This is a genomic window from Pseudomonas sp. PDM25 (genome assembly GCF_019219045.1).
Taxonomy (GTDB): domain Bacteria; phylum Pseudomonadota; class Gammaproteobacteria; order Pseudomonadales; family Pseudomonadaceae; genus Aquipseudomonas.
Map to the genome: position 1 here is coordinate 46,948 of NZ_JAHUWL010000009.1, position 16,664 is coordinate 63,611.

16 protein-coding genes, 4 tRNA genes and 1 pseudogene are annotated in these 16,664 nt (G+C 59.9%); 15 read left to right on the plus strand and 6 right to left on the minus strand.

Going from position 1 to position 16,664, the window contains the following annotated elements; translation table 11 throughout:
- Positions 1 to 9: 9 nt before the first annotated feature.
- The 6 genes from KW848_RS18165 to KW848_RS18190 all read left to right on the plus strand — a co-directional run bounded on the left by KW848_RS18165 (position 10) and on the right by KW848_RS18190 (position 5,055).
- Positions 10 to 453 (plus strand): hotdog fold thioesterase, encoded by a 444-nt coding sequence (locus KW848_RS18165; RefSeq protein WP_056743253.1) that lies wholly within the window; start codon positions 10 to 12, stop codon positions 451 to 453.
- Between the two features lie 295 nt (positions 454 to 748).
- Entirely contained in the window at positions 749 to 1,555 is an 807-nt protein-coding gene (locus KW848_RS18170) for an alpha/beta fold hydrolase (RefSeq protein ID WP_008148042.1), read from the plus strand.
- Positions 1,552 to 2,406 carry an alpha/beta hydrolase gene (locus KW848_RS18175; RefSeq protein WP_218537633.1) on the plus strand — a complete coding sequence of 285 codons (855 nt, stop codon included), beginning with the start codon at positions 1,552 to 1,554 and terminating at the stop codon, positions 2,404 to 2,406. Before KW848_RS18170 ends, KW848_RS18175 begins: the two co-directional genes overlap by 4 nt.
- Before the next feature lie 50 nt (positions 2,407 to 2,456).
- Entirely contained in the window at positions 2,457 to 3,116 is a 660-nt protein-coding gene (locus tag KW848_RS18180) for a glutathione S-transferase family protein (protein ID WP_008148047.1), read from the plus strand.
- Between the two features lie 8 nt (positions 3,117 to 3,124).
- Positions 3,125 to 3,931 carry a DUF4892 domain-containing protein gene (locus KW848_RS18185; RefSeq protein ID WP_111451727.1) on the plus strand — a complete coding sequence of 269 codons (807 nt, stop codon included), beginning with the start codon at positions 3,125 to 3,127 and terminating at the stop codon, positions 3,929 to 3,931.
- A gap of 68 nt (positions 3,932 to 3,999) precedes the next feature.
- Complete coding sequence (locus tag KW848_RS18190) at positions 4,000 to 5,055, plus strand: AI-2E family transporter (RefSeq protein ID WP_218537634.1); 1,056 nt, start codon at positions 4,000 to 4,002, stop codon at positions 5,053 to 5,055.
- Between the two features lie 102 nt (positions 5,056 to 5,157).
- Here KW848_RS18190 and xopAW read toward each other — a convergent pair whose 3' ends face one another.
- The 3 genes from xopAW to KW848_RS18205 form a co-directional block, all read right to left on the minus strand.
- Entirely contained in the window at positions 5,158 to 5,784 is a 627-nt protein-coding gene (gene xopAW, locus KW848_RS18195) for a XopAW family type III secretion system calcium-binding effector (RefSeq protein WP_218537635.1), read from the minus strand.
- Between the two features lie 118 nt (positions 5,785 to 5,902).
- On the minus strand, positions 5,903 to 6,955 hold the full coding sequence (locus tag KW848_RS18200; protein ID WP_218537636.1) for a HAMP domain-containing sensor histidine kinase: 1,053 nt from the start codon (positions 6,953 to 6,955) through the stop codon (positions 5,903 to 5,905).
- Positions 6,955 to 7,713, minus strand: coding sequence for a response regulator (locus KW848_RS18205; protein WP_218537637.1), 759 nt, complete (start codon positions 7,711 to 7,713; stop codon positions 6,955 to 6,957). Before KW848_RS18205 ends, KW848_RS18200 begins: the two co-directional genes overlap by 1 nt.
- A 292-nt stretch (positions 7,714 to 8,005) precedes the next feature.
- On the opposite strand from KW848_RS18205, the gene pyrF reads away from it, so the two are divergent.
- Positions 8,006 to 8,704, plus strand: a complete 699-nt coding sequence (gene pyrF / locus KW848_RS18210) for an orotidine-5'-phosphate decarboxylase (protein WP_161990885.1) — start codon at positions 8,006 to 8,008, stop codon at positions 8,702 to 8,704.
- Positions 8,705 to 8,843: 139 nt separating this feature from the next.
- On the opposite strand, the gene KW848_RS18215 is transcribed toward pyrF, so the two are convergent.
- The gene (locus tag KW848_RS18215; RefSeq protein WP_218537638.1) at positions 8,844 to 9,848 is read right to left on the minus strand and encodes an NADP-dependent oxidoreductase; all 1,005 of its coding nucleotides are present in this window, start codon (positions 9,846 to 9,848) and stop codon (positions 8,844 to 8,846) included.
- A complete protein-coding gene (locus KW848_RS18220; protein ID WP_218537639.1) occupies positions 9,845 to 9,982 on the minus strand; it encodes a hypothetical protein in 138 nt (45 codons plus the stop codon). The genes KW848_RS18215 and KW848_RS18220 overlap by 4 nt, the downstream gene beginning before the upstream one ends.
- 101 nt (positions 9,983 to 10,083) lie before the next feature.
- Between KW848_RS18220 and KW848_RS18225 the strand changes: the two genes are divergently transcribed.
- From KW848_RS18225 to KW848_RS32475, 4 genes and pseudogenes are all read left to right on the plus strand, one after another.
- Entirely contained in the window at positions 10,084 to 10,845 is a 762-nt protein-coding gene (locus tag KW848_RS18225; protein WP_150657097.1) for an SDR family oxidoreductase, read from the plus strand.
- 184 nt (positions 10,846 to 11,029) lie between these two features.
- On the plus strand, positions 11,030 to 12,421 hold the full coding sequence (locus KW848_RS18230) for a PLP-dependent aminotransferase family protein (protein ID WP_218537640.1): 1,392 nt from the start codon (positions 11,030 to 11,032) through the stop codon (positions 12,419 to 12,421).
- A gap of 987 nt (positions 12,422 to 13,408) precedes the next feature.
- A pseudogene (locus KW848_RS32470) lies at positions 13,409 to 13,633 on the plus strand (HAMP domain-containing protein); the annotation flags it as partial.
- Positions 13,631 to 14,494, plus strand: a complete 864-nt coding sequence (locus KW848_RS32475) for a methyl-accepting chemotaxis protein (RefSeq protein ID WP_375154723.1) — start codon at positions 13,631 to 13,633, stop codon at positions 14,492 to 14,494. The pseudogene KW848_RS32470 and the gene KW848_RS32475, both read left to right, overlap by 3 nt.
- 582 nt (positions 14,495 to 15,076) lie before the next feature.
- Here the strand turns inward: KW848_RS32475 and KW848_RS18240 are convergent.
- The gene (locus KW848_RS18240) at positions 15,077 to 15,835 is read right to left on the minus strand and encodes a hypothetical protein (protein WP_218537641.1); all 759 of its coding nucleotides are present in this window, start codon (positions 15,833 to 15,835) and stop codon (positions 15,077 to 15,079) included.
- 393 nt (positions 15,836 to 16,228) lie between these two features.
- On the opposite strand from KW848_RS18240, the gene KW848_RS18245 reads away from it, so the two are divergent.
- The 4 genes from KW848_RS18245 to KW848_RS18260 all read left to right on the plus strand — a co-directional run bounded on the left by KW848_RS18245 (position 16,229) and on the right by KW848_RS18260 (position 16,643).
- Positions 16,229 to 16,304: transfer RNA gene (locus tag KW848_RS18245), tRNA-Glu, on the plus strand.
- Between the two features lie 3 nt (positions 16,305 to 16,307).
- A tRNA-Gly gene (locus tag KW848_RS18250) sits at positions 16,308 to 16,383 on the plus strand.
- A 105-nt stretch (positions 16,384 to 16,488) separates the two neighbouring features.
- Positions 16,489 to 16,564 (plus strand) — tRNA-Glu (locus tag KW848_RS18255).
- A 3-nt stretch (positions 16,565 to 16,567) separates the two neighbouring features.
- Positions 16,568 to 16,643: transfer RNA gene (locus KW848_RS18260), tRNA-Gly, on the plus strand.
- The last annotated feature ends 21 nt before the right edge of the window (positions 16,644 to 16,664 follow it).

Consider the following 16,664-nt stretch of genomic DNA (forward strand, 5'->3'; position numbering starts at 1 on the left):
ATGTCAGCAATGAGCTTGTGGCGTACCCATCCCAACATTGAACAGTTGAACGCAATCCAGAAAAACACCATCGGCGAAGTGTTGGATATTCGCTTCGAAGCCTTCGACGACGAGTCCCTGACCGCGAGCATGGTCATCGACCATCGCACTCACCAGCCTTACGGCTTGCTGCACGGCGGCGCCTCGGTGGTGCTGGCCGAAACGGTCGGCTCGATGGCCAGTTACCTGTGCATCGACGCCAGCAAGTTTTACTGCGTGGGCCTGGAAATCAACGCCAACCATTTGCGCGGCTTGCGCAGCGGGCGGGTCACGGCGGTGGCCAAGCCGATTCACATTGGCCGCACGACGCATGTCTGGGATATCCGTTTGACCAGCGATGAGGGCAAGGCCAGTTGTGTGTCGCGGTTGACCATGGCAGTGGTGCCATTGGGTGAGAATCCGCCGGCGCGTTGAGAGTGTGTTTCTTCAATTAGATCCGCCCCCTCTCCCTAGGGGGCGAGGGGACTGACCGAGGTGTTCTTGGTGCTACATCGACCTGAAAGTCCGAGTCGAACTCCGGTCTTGAAAAGCCCCCGATCTGCTCCCTTTCCCCCTCTCCCCCGTGGGGAGAGGGCTGGGGTGAGGGGTGGATTCATCTGACACGCCATTCCCATGACCGGACTGTCATCATTCCTGGCACTTACGGTCATTGCTGTAGGACGTCGTCTTACGGACAATCAACCCTTGTTTTCGTTGATGGATCACCGGTATGTCGCAACAGATATTTTTCGCCCACGCCAACGGTTTTCCCTCAGGCACCTACGGCAAGTTGTTCGCGGCGCTGGCGCCCGAGTATCAGGTGACGCATCTGCAGCAGCACGCCCATGACCCGCGTTTTCCGGCGGACGACAACTGGTACAACCTGGTCGATGAGCTGATTCATCACCTCAAGCAGCAACCGGAACCGGTGTGGGGTGTCGGCCATTCCTTCGGTGGCGTGCTGCACCTGCACGCGGCGTTGCGGTGCCCCGAGCTCTATCGCGGCGTGGTGATGCTTGATTCACCGGTGCTGACCCGCGCTGATCAATGGGTGATCCGCGCCGCCAAACGCTTCGGTTTCATCGATCGCCTGACCCCGGCCGGCCGTACGTTGGGACGCCGGGAAGAGTTCACCGATCTGGACGCGGCCCGACTCTATTTCGCGGGCAAAACCCTGTTTCGCGGTTTCGACCCGGAATGCTTCGACGCTTACCTGCAACACGGCTTGCACAAGGTGGGCGACAGGCTGCGCCTGCGCTTCGACCCGGCCACGGAAATCAGTATCTACCGTGGTGTGCCGCATACCAGTCCCGGCCGCACACGGCAACTGAAAGTGCCGCTGGCGGTGGTTCGCGGGCACAAGAGCCGGGTGGTGATGCGTCATCACGCAAGCCTCGTGGGGCGCTTGCCGCTGGGCGAGTCCCTGACCATGCCTGGCGGCCACATGTTTCCCCTCGAACGTCCCCAGGACACGGCCACGCTGCTGAAGAACCTGCTCAGCCGGTGGGACGGTCGCCGCCAACAGGATTGCGCATGAGCAATGTCGTTGAAGAAGTTCGCCTGAGCCTGCCGCACATCGAGTTGGCAGCGCACTTGTTCGGCCCCGAAGACGGCCTGCCGGTGATCGTCTTGCATGGCTGGCTGGACAACGCCAACAGCTTCGCCCGGCTGGCGCCGAAGCTCAAAGGCTTGCGCATCATCGCGCTGGACATGGCCGGTCACGGTCATTCCGGGCATCGGCCTACCGGTGCCGGTTACGCGCTGTGGGACTACGCCCATGACGTGCTGCAAGTGGCCGAGCAATTGGGCTGGAAGCGCTTTGGGCTGCTGGGGCATTCCATGGGCGCGATCGTTTCGCTGGTACTGGCCGGTTCGTTGCCGGAACGCGTGACCCATCTGGCCTTGATCGACGGAGTCATTCCTCCTACAGACAAGGGTGAAAACGCTGCCGAACGGATGGGCATGGCCCTGCAAGCGCAGCTGGATTTGCGGGAGAAGCGCAAACCGGTCTACAACACCCTCGACCGGGCCATCGAGGCGCGCATGAAAGGCTTGGTCGCTGTCAGTCGCGAAGCCGCAGAACTGCTGGCCCAGCGTGGATTGATGCCAGTGCCGGGCGGTTATACCTGGCGCACCGATAACCGCCTGACCTTACCGTCGCCGCTGCGTCTGACCTCAGAACAGGCGATGGCCTTCGTCCAGCGAGTCAGTTGTCCTGCAAAACTGGTGGTGGCTGCCGACGGCATGCTCGCCAAACATCCCGAGTTGCTGGAGCGTCTACCCTTTAGCCGTGAACAGCTGCCTGGCGGTCATCATTTGCACCTGAATGACGAACCCGGTGCCGACCTTGTCGCAGACTGTTTCAATCGGTTCTTCGCTGTTCCTTGACTTGCGCCGGGCAACTGTCGAGGCTGGGCGGGTTGAAATGGGAGACAACCATGATAGATCTCTACACCGCTGCGACCCCGAATGGCCACAAGGTCTCTATCGTGCTCGAGGAACTCGGCCTGCCCTACACGGTGCACGCCTTGAGTTTCGACAAAAAGGAACAGAAGTCCGAGGGCTTCCTCAAGATCAATCCCAATGGCCGGATCCCGGCGATTGTCGACCGCGCCAACGGCGATTTCGCTGTGTTTGAATCCGGCGCGATCCTGATTTACCTGGCTGAATTGAGCGGCAAACTGCTGCCAAAAGACCCCAAGGGGCGCTCGGTGGTCCTGCAATGGCTGATGTTCCAGATGGGTGGAATCGGCCCGATGCAAGGCCAGGCCAACGTGTTTTTCCGTTATTTCCCGGAGAAGCTCCAGGGCGCCATCGATCGCTATCAACATGAAACCCGCCGCCTCTATGAAGTGCTCGACACGCGTCTGCAAGCCGTGGAGTTTCTGGCCGGTGAATACAGCATTGCCGACATCGCCACTTATCCGTGGGTCCGTGGCCATGAGTGGTCGGGTGTCGCGGTGGACGGTTTGCCGGCCCTGCAGCGCTGGATGGCAACCATGGAGGCGCGTCCGGCGGTACAGCGCGGTTTGCTGGTGCCTGAGCGCATCGATGACGCCAGTATCATCAAGGGTGCCCAGGCCATGCTGATCCGATGAGTCTATCCATGCGTTCATTCAGTCTGCTGGCGCTGTGTTGTTTCAGTCCGCTGTTATTTGCCGCCGATGTCCCGGGCAGCCATGACTTGCCGATCGTGCCGCGTATGGCCGATGCGCAGATCGTTGACTATCGTCCGGTCGCCGAACTTGAGCGGATCTATCCATTGGGTTCGATCCGCAAAATCAGCGGCCAGTTGCGCTTCGACGGCCAGGTCGCTGCCCGAGGGCAAACCACGTCGGTAACCTACGAGTTGCCACCGGAGCATTCCTCCACCGAGGCCTTCACCGCTGCTCGTGAAGCCTTGCAGAAGCAGGAGGCCCAGTTGCTGTTCTGGTGCCAGGCCCGTGATTGCGGCGAAAGCAGCCTGTGGGCCAATGATGTCTTCGGCAATGCCAAGCTGTATGGCGCAGATGATCAGCAAGCGTTTTTGCTGTTGCGTCTGGCGGCCCCTCAGGACAACACGCTGGTGGCGCTTTACAGCATCACGCGCGGCAATCGCAAAGCTTATCTGCACGTCGAACAGTTTGACGCCGCCGCGCCGCTGGGTGATTTGCTGCCGACTTCTGCAACCTTGCTTCGAGAGCTCAAAAGCACCGGTGAACTCGATTTCCCCAAACTGACCGGCGATCCTGACGAGTCCTGGCTGCGCCTGATCTCTCGTGGGCTGAATCTGGACACCACGTTGCGGGTCAGTGTTTCCGGGCCGAAGGCCGAAGCCTGGCGTCAGGCACTGATCGGGCAGGGGGTGCGTACCGCCAGGATGGAAGCCGGCAGCATCGACGGCGCTGGCTTGCACATCGAACTGTTGCGGTAAGCTTTATCCGGCGAACGTACACGCTGCGTTCGCCTACTCTTTTGCGGACTGATTTTTTCGAGATTTAGATGATCAATAACGATCGGCTGTTGGTGCAGATCCTGCTTCTGGTGCTGTTTGGCGCGAGCTTCTGGGTGATGGCGCCGTTCTGGTCGGCGCTGTTCTGGGGCGCGGTGCTGGCATTTGCCAGTTGGCCGCTGATGCGTTTGCTGACGCGTTTGCTCAAAGGTCGCGAATCTCTGGCGGCCGCAGTACTGACGCTGGGCTGGATGTTGCTGGTGGCGTTGCCGTTGGTCTGGCTGGGGTTCAACCTCGCAGACCATGTGCGCGATGCCACGGCGTTCATCAAGGATGTGCAGGTCGACGGGCTGCCGGAAGCGCCGGCCTGGCTGGGCAGTATTCCCTTGGTGGGCGAGCGGCTGGTGGGGGTCTGGAACAGCATCGATCAGCAGGGCGCGGCAATGATGCTGGCGGTCAAACCTTATCTGGGTCAGGTCGGCAATTGGTTGCTGGCGCGCAGTGCGCAGATTGGCGGCGGGATACTTGAGCTGACGTTGAGTATCGTCTTCGTGTTCTTTTTCTACCGTGACGGGCCGCGTCTGGCGGCGTTTGTTCACGGGTTGCTGGAACGTCTGATCGGTGAGCGTGCCGGGTATTACATTGAGTTGGTGGCGGGCACGGTGCAGCGGGTGGTGAACGGCGTGATCGGGACGGCAGCGGCCCAGGCGGTTCTGGCGTTGATCGGGTTTTTGATTGCCGGGGTACCCGGGGCGCTGGTGCTGGGGATCGTCACGTTTTTGTTGAGCCTGATTCCGATGGGACCGCCGCTGGTGTGGATTCCGGCCACGGCCTGGCTGGCCTGGAAGGGTGAGTATGGGATGGCGGTGTTTCTCGGGATTTGGGGGATGTTCATCATCAGTGGCGTCGACAACGTGCTCAAACCGTACCTGATCAGCCGGGGCGGGAATTTGCCGTTGGTGATTGTCCTGCTCGGGGTGTTTGGCGGGCTGATTGCCTTCGGGTTTATCGGCTTGTTCATCGGCCCGACGTTGTTGGCGGTGGCCTACAGCCTGCTGAACGACTGGAGCAAGAGTCAGGCCCGGGTTGAGGATCGCCGGCCCTGAGATTGATCGTTCCCTCGCTCTGCGTGGGAATGCCGCATGGGACGCTCCGCGTTCCGCTTCGATCAACCTGTAGGAGCAAGGCTTGCCCGCGAAGCTTTTGATTTAAGTGGCCTCGTTCAGGTACTTGCCTACGGTCGCCACGTTGTCGAGCGAGTACTGCTTGCTCAGGTTGGCGATCATTTTATTCAGGGCTTCGGTCACGTTCGACTGATCGGTGGAACTGTCGGTGTTTCGCTCGCGGCCGGCTTGCAACGCAGCGTTCAACTCGTCGCTGCTGACGCCGCCACTGCTGTCGCTATCCAGCACTTTGAGCAACGCGGCGCTGGTGTCGGTGCTGGTCGATGAGGTGCTGCTGGTCTGCAACGCGTTGGTCAGCTCGGTGACGCTGACACTGCCGTCGCTGTCCGCATCGAGCTGGCTAAACAGTTCTTCGCTGGACATTTGTTGAGGTGGCGGCGGCGGAGGGGCCATCGCGGCCATTTCTTCACTGCTCAGGCTGCCGCTTTCGTCGCTGTCCAGGTCAGCGAAGTTCTTGCTCAGGCTGACCAGCAGACCGTCGTCGGTTTTCTGCGACAGGGCGCTCTTGAGTTCATCCTGATCCACCGCGCCATCGCTGTTGCTGTCGAGTTTGGCGAGTAGATCTTTCTGAAATTGTTGACTACGGGCGGAGCTGGTTGCGGTGCTGCTGGTGCTGGTATAGCTCGTATAACTGCTGACGCTACCGATCATTGCGCTCACTCCTTGGAATGGATAACCGGTGGGTGCACCGGTTTATGCAGCCTCAAGGGGCAAGTTGTCGTGGGTATGTGAAGTTTGTACCGAGCGGTACACAGAACACACGGATCTGCTACATGGATCGAGGTAGTCGGATAACGGCGGTCAATCCGCCGCCGGGTGTTTCTTCTAGGCTCAACTGTCCACCCAGGCGTTCGGCCGCCTCGCGGGCGATGGTCATGCCCAGCCCGACGCCACCGGAGTTGCGGTTGCGCGATCCTTCCAGGCGAAAGAATGGCTCGAACACGGCTTCACGTTTATCCGCCGCAATCCCCGGCCCATGGTCGATGACCCGGATCACCAGGGTTTCGCGCGTGTCGTCGAGCGTAATCAGTGCCTGCCCGGCATAACGCAGGGCATTGTCCAGCAGGTTGTTGATGCACGAGCGCAAGGCCATCGGCTGCACTTGCAACGGTGCGCAGTGGCCGCTGGTCAGAACATCGGCTCCCTGGTCCTGGGCGTTTTCACTCAGGGATTCGACCAGCGCCTGCACGTCCATCCATTGCAGGGCCTCACTGGTGCGCTGCTCGTGGAGGTAGGTGAGCGTGGCGTCGAGCATGCCAATCATGTCGTCCAGATCCTGACGCATCTGGCCTTGCAATTTGTTGTCGTCGATCTGCTCCAGCCGCAGCTTGAGCCGCGACAGCGGCGTGCGCAGGTCGTGGGAGACGGCGCCAAGCATCCGCGAGCGTTGCTGCACTTGTTCACGAATGCGTTGCTGCATCTTGTTGAAGGTGTGTGCCGCTTGCCGTGCTTCCCGTGGGCCGGACTCATCCAGAGGCGGGCTGTCGAGGTTTTCGCTCAGTCGCTCGGCAGCATCGCTCAGGCGCTGGATCGGCCGGCTCAGCAGTTTGGCACCGTACCAGGCGGCGATGATCAGCGAGACCAGCTGAAAGGTCAGCGGCACCAGGGGGCCGCCGAACCACGGCCGCGGTGGCCGACTTGCGAAGCGCGGGTCCATCGGCGGGCGCTGTCCGTCGAATTTTTCGGAAAACCCCGGCGGCGGCGGGGGCGGCGGTGGGCCGTAATAGTGAAACCAGAAAAACGCCAACAAATGCGCCAGGATGATCGCCACCAGCAGCATGCCAAACAGGCGGCCGAAGAGCGTATCGAAGCGCGCACGCATCAGCCGATGTCTCTGGCGTCGAACAGATAACCCTCACCGCGAACGGTTTTGATCAGTTGCGGGGCTTTGGGGTCATCACCGAGTTTTTGGCGCAGGCGCGAGACCAGCAAGTCGATGCTGCGATCAAAGGCTTCGATCGAGCGACCACGAGCGGCATCCAGCAGTTGTTCGCGGCTGAGTACCCGGCGCGGACGTTCGATGAACACCCAGAGCAAACGGAACTCGGCGTTGGACAGCGGCACCACCAGGCCATCAGCGGCGATCAATTGGCGCAGCACGCTGTTCAGGCGCCAGTTGTCGAAGCGGATGTTGGCCCGTTGTTCGGTGCGATCGTCGCGTACCCGGCGCAGGATCGTCTGGATCCGCGCCACCAATTCTCGCGGCTCGAACGGCTTGGCCATGTAGTTGTCGGCGCCCAATTCCAGGCCGATGATCCGGTCGGTCGGTTCGCAGCGGGCAGTGAGCATCAGGATCGGGATGTCCGATTCGGCGCGCAGCCAGCGGCACAGTGACAAACCGTCTTCGCCGGGCAGCATCAGGTCGAGCACCACCACGTCGAAATGCTCCGCTTGCAGCGCCAGGCGCATCGCGGCGCCATCGGTGACGCCGCTGGCGTGAATGTTGAACCGGGCCAGATAGTCGATCATCAGTTCGCGGATCGGGACGTCATCGTCGACGATCAGGGCGCGAATGCTCCAGCGTTTGTCGTCGCCGGGCGCTTTTTGATCGTCGTTCACAGGGGCGTGGAGGTTGTGCATGCGTGCGTTCATCTGCCAGGTAGGCTGCCAACCACAAAGATGGGCTGCGAGGTTGTGGTTTCAGCATAGGCGTCCGGCCCGGAGGCAGGAAGTGCTGTAGGACGTGTTGCGGCTGCCGAAGGTAACGTTGAAGGGTGTTGCAGGCGTGTCATGTGTGTATCTGACTCGACACAATGGGTGCAAGGGCTAGTCTTGCTTGAGCCGTCTCGACGAATTACCGATCATCGGGTCCCGCAGAGGCGCTGGTTCCGCTACAATGCGCGCCGATTTCGACCTGCCTGAGAGCCCACTCATGTCCGCCTGCCAGACTCCTATCATCGTCGCCCTGGATTTCCCCACCCGTGACGCCGCACTGAAGCTGGCCGATCAGTTGGACCCGAAGCTGTGCCGGGTCAAAGTCGGTAAAGAACTGTTCACCAGCTGCGCTTCGGAAATCGTTGGAACCCTGCGTGACAAGGGTTTCGAAGTGTTCCTGGACCTCAAGTTCCATGACATTCCGAACACCACCGCCATGGCCGTCAAGGCGGCTGCGGAGATGGGCGTGTGGATGGTCAATGTGCACTGCTCCGGTGGTTTGCGCATGATGGCCGCGTGCCGCGAAGTGCTTGACCAGCGCACCGGTCCGAAACCACTGCTGATCGGCGTGACCGTGCTGACCAGCATGGAACGTGAAGACCTGGCGGGTATCGGTCTGGATATCGAGCCGCAGGAGCAAGTGTTGCGCCTGGCCGCGTTGGCGGAAAAAGCCGGGATGGACGGTCTGGTGTGCTCGGCCCTGGAAGCCCACGCGCTGAAATCGGCGCACCCGTCGCTGCAACTGGTCACTCCGGGGATTCGTCCAGCGGGCAGCGCCCAGGACGATCAGCGCCGCATTCTGACCCCGCGTCAGGCGCTGGATGCCGGTTCCGATTATCTGGTGATCGGCCGTCCGATCAGCCAGGCCGCGGATCCGGCCAAGGCGTTGGCAGCTGTAGTCGCCGAACTCGCCTAAGCAAACACTGAAGATCCAAATGTGGGAGCGAGCCTGCTCGCGATGAGGGAGTGTCAGTCGACATCAATGTTGGCTGATCCACCGCTATCGCGAGCAGACTCGCTCCCACATTAGTACTGTGGTCATTTCAAATATCGGGTTAAACCTTCAGCACCAACTTCCCGAAATTCTCGCCGCTGAACAACTTCATCAGCGTCTCCGGGAACGTCTCCAGTCCTTCAACGATATCCTCCTTGCTCTTGAGTTGCCCCTTGGCCATCCAGCCGGCCATTTCCTGTCCGGCGGCGGCGAACTGTGCGGCATAGTCCATCACCACAAAACCTTCCATCCGCGCGCGGTTGACCAGCAGCGACAGGTAGTTGGCCGGGCCTTTGACCGCTTCCTTGTTGTTGTACTGGCTGATGGCGCCACAGATCACCACCCGCGCCTTCATGGCCAGGCGACTCAACACCGCGTCGAGGATATCGCCGCCGACGTTATCGAAATACACATCGACACCTTTCGGGCATTCGCGCTTGAGGCCGGCCTGGACGTCTTCGTTTTTGTAATCGATGGCACCGTCAAAACCCAGTTCGTCGATCAGGAACTGGCACTTGTCTGCGCCCCCGGCAATGCCGACGACCCGGCAACCTTTGATCTTGGCAATCTGCCCGGCAATGCTGCCCACCGCACCGGCCGCGCCCGACAGCACCACGGTGTCGCCAGCCTTTGGTGCGCCGACATCGAGCAGGGCGAAATAGGCGGTCATCCCGGTCATGCCCAGCGCCGACAGATAGCGCGGCAGCGGCGCCAGTTTTGGATCGACCTTGTAGAAACCTCGTGGCTCGCCGAGGAAGTAATCCTGCACACCCAAGGCACCATTGACGTAGTCCCCGACCGCGAAGCCCGGATTACTTGATGCAACGACTTTGCCTACGCCCAATGCGCGCATCACTTCGCCGATACCGACCGGCGGGATGTAGGACTTGCCCTCGTTCATCCAGCCACGCATGGCCGGGTCCAGGGACAGGTATTCGTTTTTGACCAGGATCTGACCCGTAGCCGGTTCGCCGACCGGTACTTCTTGATAGGTGAAGGTCTCGCGGGTCGCCGCGCCCACCGGACGTTTGGCGAGCAGGAACTGGCGATTGGTCTGGGTAGTCATGACAGGCACTCAAGATGAATGAAGACTTGTTGATAGACCTTCATGAACGATGCCGCAAGTTTGGCTGATTCGGCGAATGCATATCGATCCAGTGCAGTGATAGTCGAGCCGGTGGTTTTATCACTGTCACTCATGGGCGCCCAACCGGCCTTCTGATAGTGCTGCCGCGCCGCAGGCCCTTGTGGCTAGATTGAGAACACGCGATCCCCCGCATCTTCTCTTCGAGGACATAACAATGAGCATGACGTTTTCTGGCCAGGTCGCCGTTGTAACGGGCGCCGCCAATGGAATTGGCCGCGCGACCGCCCAGGCGTTCGCCGCTGAAGGCTTGAAAGTGGTCGTGGCCGACCTGGACGCGGCGGGTGGTGAAGACACGGTGGCGCTGATTCGTACCGCTGGCGGTGAAGCCACCTTCGTGCGCTGCAACGTCACGCTGGAAAGCGATGTAAAAAATCTGATGGACGAGGTGGTCAATACCTACGGCCGTCTCGATTATGCCTTCAACAACGCCGGCATCGAGATTGAGAAAGGCAAACTGGCCGAAGGTACGGTCGATGAGTTCGACGCGATCATGGGCGTCAATGTCAAAGGCGTCTGGTTGTGCATGAAGTACCAGTTGCCATTACTGCTGGCTCAGGGCGGCGGTGCAATCGTCAACACCGCATCGGTAGCCGGCCTCGGGGCTGCGCCGAAGATGAGTATTTATGCGGCGTCGAAACATGCGGTGATCGGCCTGACCAAATCGGCGGCCATCGAATACGCCAAGAAAAAGATTCGGGTGAACGCGGTGTGTCCGGCAGTGATCGACACCGACATGTTCCGCCGTGCCTATGAAGCCGACCCGAAGAAAGGCGAGTTCGCCAATGCCATGCACCCGGTCGGACGCATCGGCAAGGTCGAGGAAATCGCCAGTGCGGTGCTGTACCTGTGCAGCGATGGCGCAGCGTTCACCACGGGGCATTCGCTTGCGGTGGACGGTGGAGTTACGGCGTTTTGAAACCAGGCAGTTAAACGTAGGAAAAAACCCGCATTCGTGCGGGTTTTTTTTCGGTTCCTTAAAGGCGCCGGACAATGTGTTTCAAATGGTTAGAACTGAGGGTTTTGGTGGCGTTGTCGCACATCAGATCGACCGCTCCTGTGATTAACTGTTTCCCGCAAAACGGACAGGAGTTTGCTTGCTCATGGAGTTGAGAATCGATCGACAGGCATTGGTGCCGGTCGTACAGCAAATCGTCGACGCGCTAGCCTGCTGGCTTCGCCGTGGCGAGGTGCCGCCGGGAACGCGTTTGCCTTCCGTGCGGCAAATCGCCCGGATCAATTTGCTCAGTCAGGCCAGCGTCGCTGAGGCCTGTGAGCGTCTGGTGGCTCAAGGGGTGCTGGCGTCGCGCCAGGGCGCCGGTTTCATTGTCGCCATGCCAGCGCTGGCCGCTCAGGGGCAACAGGATGGCCCCTGGTTCGAGGGGGTAGAGGTGAAGCAGGGCGGCATCTCGGGCGAACTCAAACTGGGATGTGGCGGACTGCCCGAGAGCTGGCGCGAAACTGACGACCTGAGCTACGCGATCCGTCAGGTCAGTCGCACCGACATGACCGGCCTGTTCAACTACAGCACGCCGCTGGGTCTGCCAGCCTTGCGCCAGCAGATCCACAAACGCCTGAAACATCTGGATATCGTGGTGGAGGAAAGCCGGATCCTGACAACGGCCGGGGCCAGTCAGGGGCTGGACCTGATCGTGAGGACCTTGTTCAAGCCGGGTGATTGCGTGGTAGTGGAGAATCCCGGTTATTCCTTGCTGTTCGATTTGCTCAGGTTGCACGGGGTCAGCATGTTCGAGGTGCCTCGAACCCCGCGCGGGCCGGACATTGAAGCGCTTGAGGCACTGCTGGTTAAGTACAGGCCTTGCGGGATCTTTATCAATAGCTTCTATCACAATCCCACTGGCAGCAGCCTGGCGCCGGCGGTGGCGCAGCGGGTTGTGCAACTGGCCAAAACCTATGGCCTTCTGGTAATCGAAGACGATGTCTATGCGGATTTTCACAGCGGCCCCGGTACGCGCCTCGCTGCGTTGGGTACCGATGACAACGTGATCTACGTGGGCAGCTACTCCAAAACCCTCAGCAGTTCGTTGCGGGTCGGTTTTGTCGTGGCCGGCGCTGAGGTCATTTCGCGGCTGGCCGAGGTCAAGATGATCAGCAGCATGGGTGCTTCACGGTTTTGCGAGTCGGTGCTGGCAAGCCTTTTAGCCAGCGGTGCCTACCGTAAACTGGTCCAGCGCCAGCGCCAGCGTTTGAGCAATGACAGGGAGGCGGCGTTGCAAGTGCTTGAAGACGCCGAGTGGGAGGTGTTCGGCAAGCCCGTCGGTGGCTTGTTCATCTGGGCGCGATCGCGGATGTCCGACTACGCTCTGGTGCGCAAACAAGCCCAGCGTTTCGGTGTCCTGTTGTCTTCTGCGACGGCATTCAGTCCCACCGCGCAGGCCAGTGACTGGCAGCGTATCAATGTGGCCTATGCCTGTGATCCGCGAGCCCGGGCGTTTTTTCAGGCCACCGCTCCGGATCGACCTCAAGCGTTCTGAAAACGACGCAAGCGTAGCTTTTTGCCATTATTCCGACGCCAGAGACTTGTGTTGATACAGGCCCGTTGCGAATCTGCGTCAACAGACTATGTCAGGGGACTAAGTGCAATGATTTCGGCCGTGCAAGGACGTTTTGCCAACCTCGGTATGGCGAAAAAACTGGGTGTCGGGTTTGTACTGGTGCTGCTGTTGACCGCCTTGGTGGCGGCCATCGGCGTATGGTCCCTGCAAACCATCAGCCAGCGCTTCGACGGACTCAAGCAGATGTCGTCGCTCAACAGCGGTTTGCTCAAGGTGAGACTGCTCGAGCAGGAATACGCCTTGCACGGCAACCCGAAAACCGCTGATGCGCTGCGCGAGGGCGTTGACGGCCTGATCGCCCTGGCAACCCAACTGAAAGCGGCGTCTGCGGCCAACGTGCCGGTGATGAATGACGTCGAGCAGTCCCTGGGGGCTTATCGCAAGGCCTTCGACGAGTTCGTTTCGCTCAGCCAGGCCAAGGACCTGGCACTGGAGATGGCCAGTTGGTCGGTGTCCAGCGTGGCCAACAACCTCGACGTGTTGCAGGCCGGGCTGGCCGATGACGGCGCCTATGCCTTGAAGGAATCCGAAGGCAAGGACGGTGGGCAGTTCATCGAACAAGCCAATCAGGTCAGCCAGGTGTCGCGGTTGATGTTGCAAGCCATGAACGAAGCCCGTGTGCGTCTTGACCAGAGCCGCAAGGGCGACGACAGCGCAGGGCAGGGCAAGATCGAGCAGGCCGACCAGGCACTGACCCAGGCCGAGCAGCTGAAAACCACGGTCAAGGATGAGGGGTACCAGACGGTCCTCAATGAAGTGGTCGGGCACATTGGCGGATTCAGCGAAAAACTCGCCGAGTACACCGGCTTGCTGGCGCAGGAAAAAACCGTCTATGAGCAACTCCATCAGCGCGCTTCTCAGGTGGTGGAGCGGGTGGATCAGGCTTATGTCGCCGAAGACCAATCGATGCAGGCGGAGCTGAAAAAGAATTCGCTGCTGATCATTGGTTCCTCGGCGCTGGCGCTGCTGGTCGGGCTGATTGCGGCCTGGGTGATTACCCGGTTGATCGTGGCACCGCTGCGCAGTGTGATCCGTGTTGCTCAACAGATTGCTTCTGGCGATTTGAGTGCGACGATTGAAGTGACCCGTCGTGATGAGATCGGGCAGTTGATGCAGGCCATGCAGCAGATGGGGGCAGGGCTTAGCAGTATTGTCAGCGGTTTGCAGGCGGGTATCGAACAGTTGGCCAGTTCCGCGCAGTCGCTGTCAGCGGTGACCGAGCAGACCAATCTTGAAGTCAGCAGCCAGAAGGAAGAAACCGAACAGGTCGCTACCGCGATGAATCAGATGACCGCCACGGTGCACGACGTTGCACGTAATGCGGAGGAGGCCGCTCAGGCAGCACAGACGGCGGACGGCAAGGTTGAAAGTGGTCAGCAGGTGGTGCGCCAGAGTATGGCGCGGATCGAACAGTTGGCGGATTCAGCCACCTCGGCCAGTTCAAGCATCGAAAGCTTGAGTGCCGAGATCCAGAACATCGGCACAGTGCTGAGCGTCATCAAGAGTGTGGCCGAGCAGACCAATCTATTGGCCCTCAACGCCGCGATCGAGGCGGCTCGAGCCGGAGAGCAGGGCAGGGGCTTTGCGGTGGTAGCCGATGAAGTGCGAGCCTTGGCCAAGCGCACTCAGCAATCGACCGAGGAGATTGAACGACTGGTGAGCGCCTTGCGTTCGGCGGCTCAGTCTTCTGTTCAGCAGATTCAGAACAGTGGCGAGCTGGTGAAGCTGGCGGTGAGTGATGCGTTGCAGACTGAGAGTGCGCTGGGGAGTATTGCAGCCGCAGTGTCTTTGATTCAGCAGATGAACCAGCAGATCGCAGCAGCTGCCGAGGAGCAGAGTTCAGTGGCTGAGGAGATTAATCGCAGTGTCACGAGTATTCGGGCCAGTGCGGATCAGTCTTCGTTGGCGATGCAGGGGAATGCGGCTTCCAGTATTGAGTTGGCGCAGTTGGGGGTTGAGTTGAAGGGGATGGTGGGGCACTTTCGGCTCTGAGGCGTACACCGATCAACTGTGGGAGCCGGGCTTGCTCGCGAAGGCGGCCTTAGAGCCGACCGGGATTTTTGATGGTGTACATATCCGTTTCTGCGGTAACGGCCACTTAGGGTTTCGCCCCTACGGCGACTCACTTTTTTTACAAGCGCCTAAAAAAAGTAAGCAAAAAAACGCTCGCCCCAAGCGTCCGGCCCCTCGCTTAGGCTCGGCGTTCCTTCGTTCCGGCATTCATCTGGGGGCATCGCCTCCGGTCGGCTTCGCTTCGACCTCCTCTCGATGTGTGCGGCTTCGCCGCACGGCGCTTCGCGCCTGCCCCCAGATGAACACCTCCACTCAGCCTTCCGAAGGGGCGGGTAGATCAAGGTCAAGAGCTGCAGGCGAGCTAACGCTCGGCCTGTTGAGTGGTGAGAAGCGAAAGGTGTACGCCGATCCCCCTTGTGGGAGCGAGCTTGCTCGCGATGGCGGCCTGACAGCCGACCAATTACTCGCAGGTGTCAGCCGGCCTGTCTTTCCTGGATGTACACGCCAAACTCAACGCAAAAAAAAAGCCACCTGTTCAGGTGGCTTTTCTGCTTTTTGTGATCAGTCGTAGATCACTTTTTTCTTCCAGTCCGCATCGGCCTCGACGTCTTTGAGGCCTTCGGTCAACTGGTTCACTTCGCCTTCTGCCGGAGCGATGTTGTCCATGACTTGTGCGTTGGCGCGAGCCAGGAGCTTTTCCAGGTATTCCAGCTGTTCGGCGTAAACCTGAGGTTCCTGCTGTTTGCGCAGGTACTGCACGCCCCGTTCGAACGCCAGGCGGGCCTGGCCGGGCTGGTTCTGTTGCAGGGCGTGCTGGCCGAGGTTGTTGAAGAACTCGATGTGCAGCAGGACCAGGATGTGGCGAACTTCGCGGATCCAGCGTTTGGCTTCGTTGGTTGGCAGGAAGCCGTCCTGTGCGGCGCGGGTGATTTGGCCGTGCAGGGCTTCGAGCAGGAAGCGTACGTCCTTGGCTTTGGCTTCGGTCTGGATCGGTGCCGGCGGGTTGTTGACCGGGATCGATTCGCCCTGGCCGACCAAGGCGCTCAGTTCGCCAATCCGTGCCTTGAGGTTGGCGCTGGTTTTTTCCAGATGAAGCAGGCGTTGGCAGACGTTCAATTCCAGGCGGGTCAACAGCAGCTTGAGTGCCGGTGTCATCAACTGGCCGGGGAAGGTCTCGGTGATTTCGCCGCAACGACGCAGTCGATCGTTGAGCTCAACTTTGGCGCGGGCCTTTTCCAGCTTATTGTTTTCCACCACATGGTTCATGTAGCCAATGGCGATCAATAGTGCGATCCCGGCTACGACTAGCAGGGTGATCATGAGTGGTGTCACCGGTAAGACCTCTTTATGGGGTTCGCGTGCGAGTGTAGTGGCTTGGCATTGGGACGCATAGCGCCGCTCGGCAAGTTGAATCGGCTACTGCACTGCCTGTATCGGCCGCGTTCCTGCTTATATAAGTAATAGCGTGCGAGGTGCACATTGCCATCATCTTGGGCGTGGGTGGACTATAACGTCTTGGCGGGTGTCAGAATATAGGCGTCAAACCCCGGTCGACGGAAAAGCCCGATTAGTGTCTAAAAGCAGGGCGAAGTCATTGATTTAAATAAATTTATATCTGGGGGTTGACGACCCCTCAATCCATCCATAGAATGCGCGCCACTTACAGCGTAAAGCACACAGCGAAACGCGGTAGGAAGTGAATGTTGTACGTGTGTCCCCTTCGTCTAGTGGCCTAGGACACCGCCCTTTCACGGCGGTAACAGGGGTTCGAGTCCCCTAGGGGACGCCATATGCGGGAATAGCTCAGTTGGTAGAGCACGACCTTGCCAAGGTCGGGGTCGCGAGTTCGAGTCTCGTTTCCCGCTCCAATTTTAAACAGCGTTGCTTTCGGGCAGGGCTGAGTGAAACCAGAACCAGCATCTTCGGATGCGGATTTGGGCACTGAAATACACACCATGTGTTTCAGTTAGCGTGTCCCCTTCGTCTAGTGGCCTAGGACACCGCCCTTTCACGGCGGTAACAGGGGTTCGAGTCCCCTAGGGGACGCCATTTGCGGGAATAGCTCAGTTGGTAGAGCACGACCTTGCCAAGGTCGGGGTCGCGAGTTCGAGTCTCGTTTCCCGCTCCATATTTAACAAAAACGCCGCTC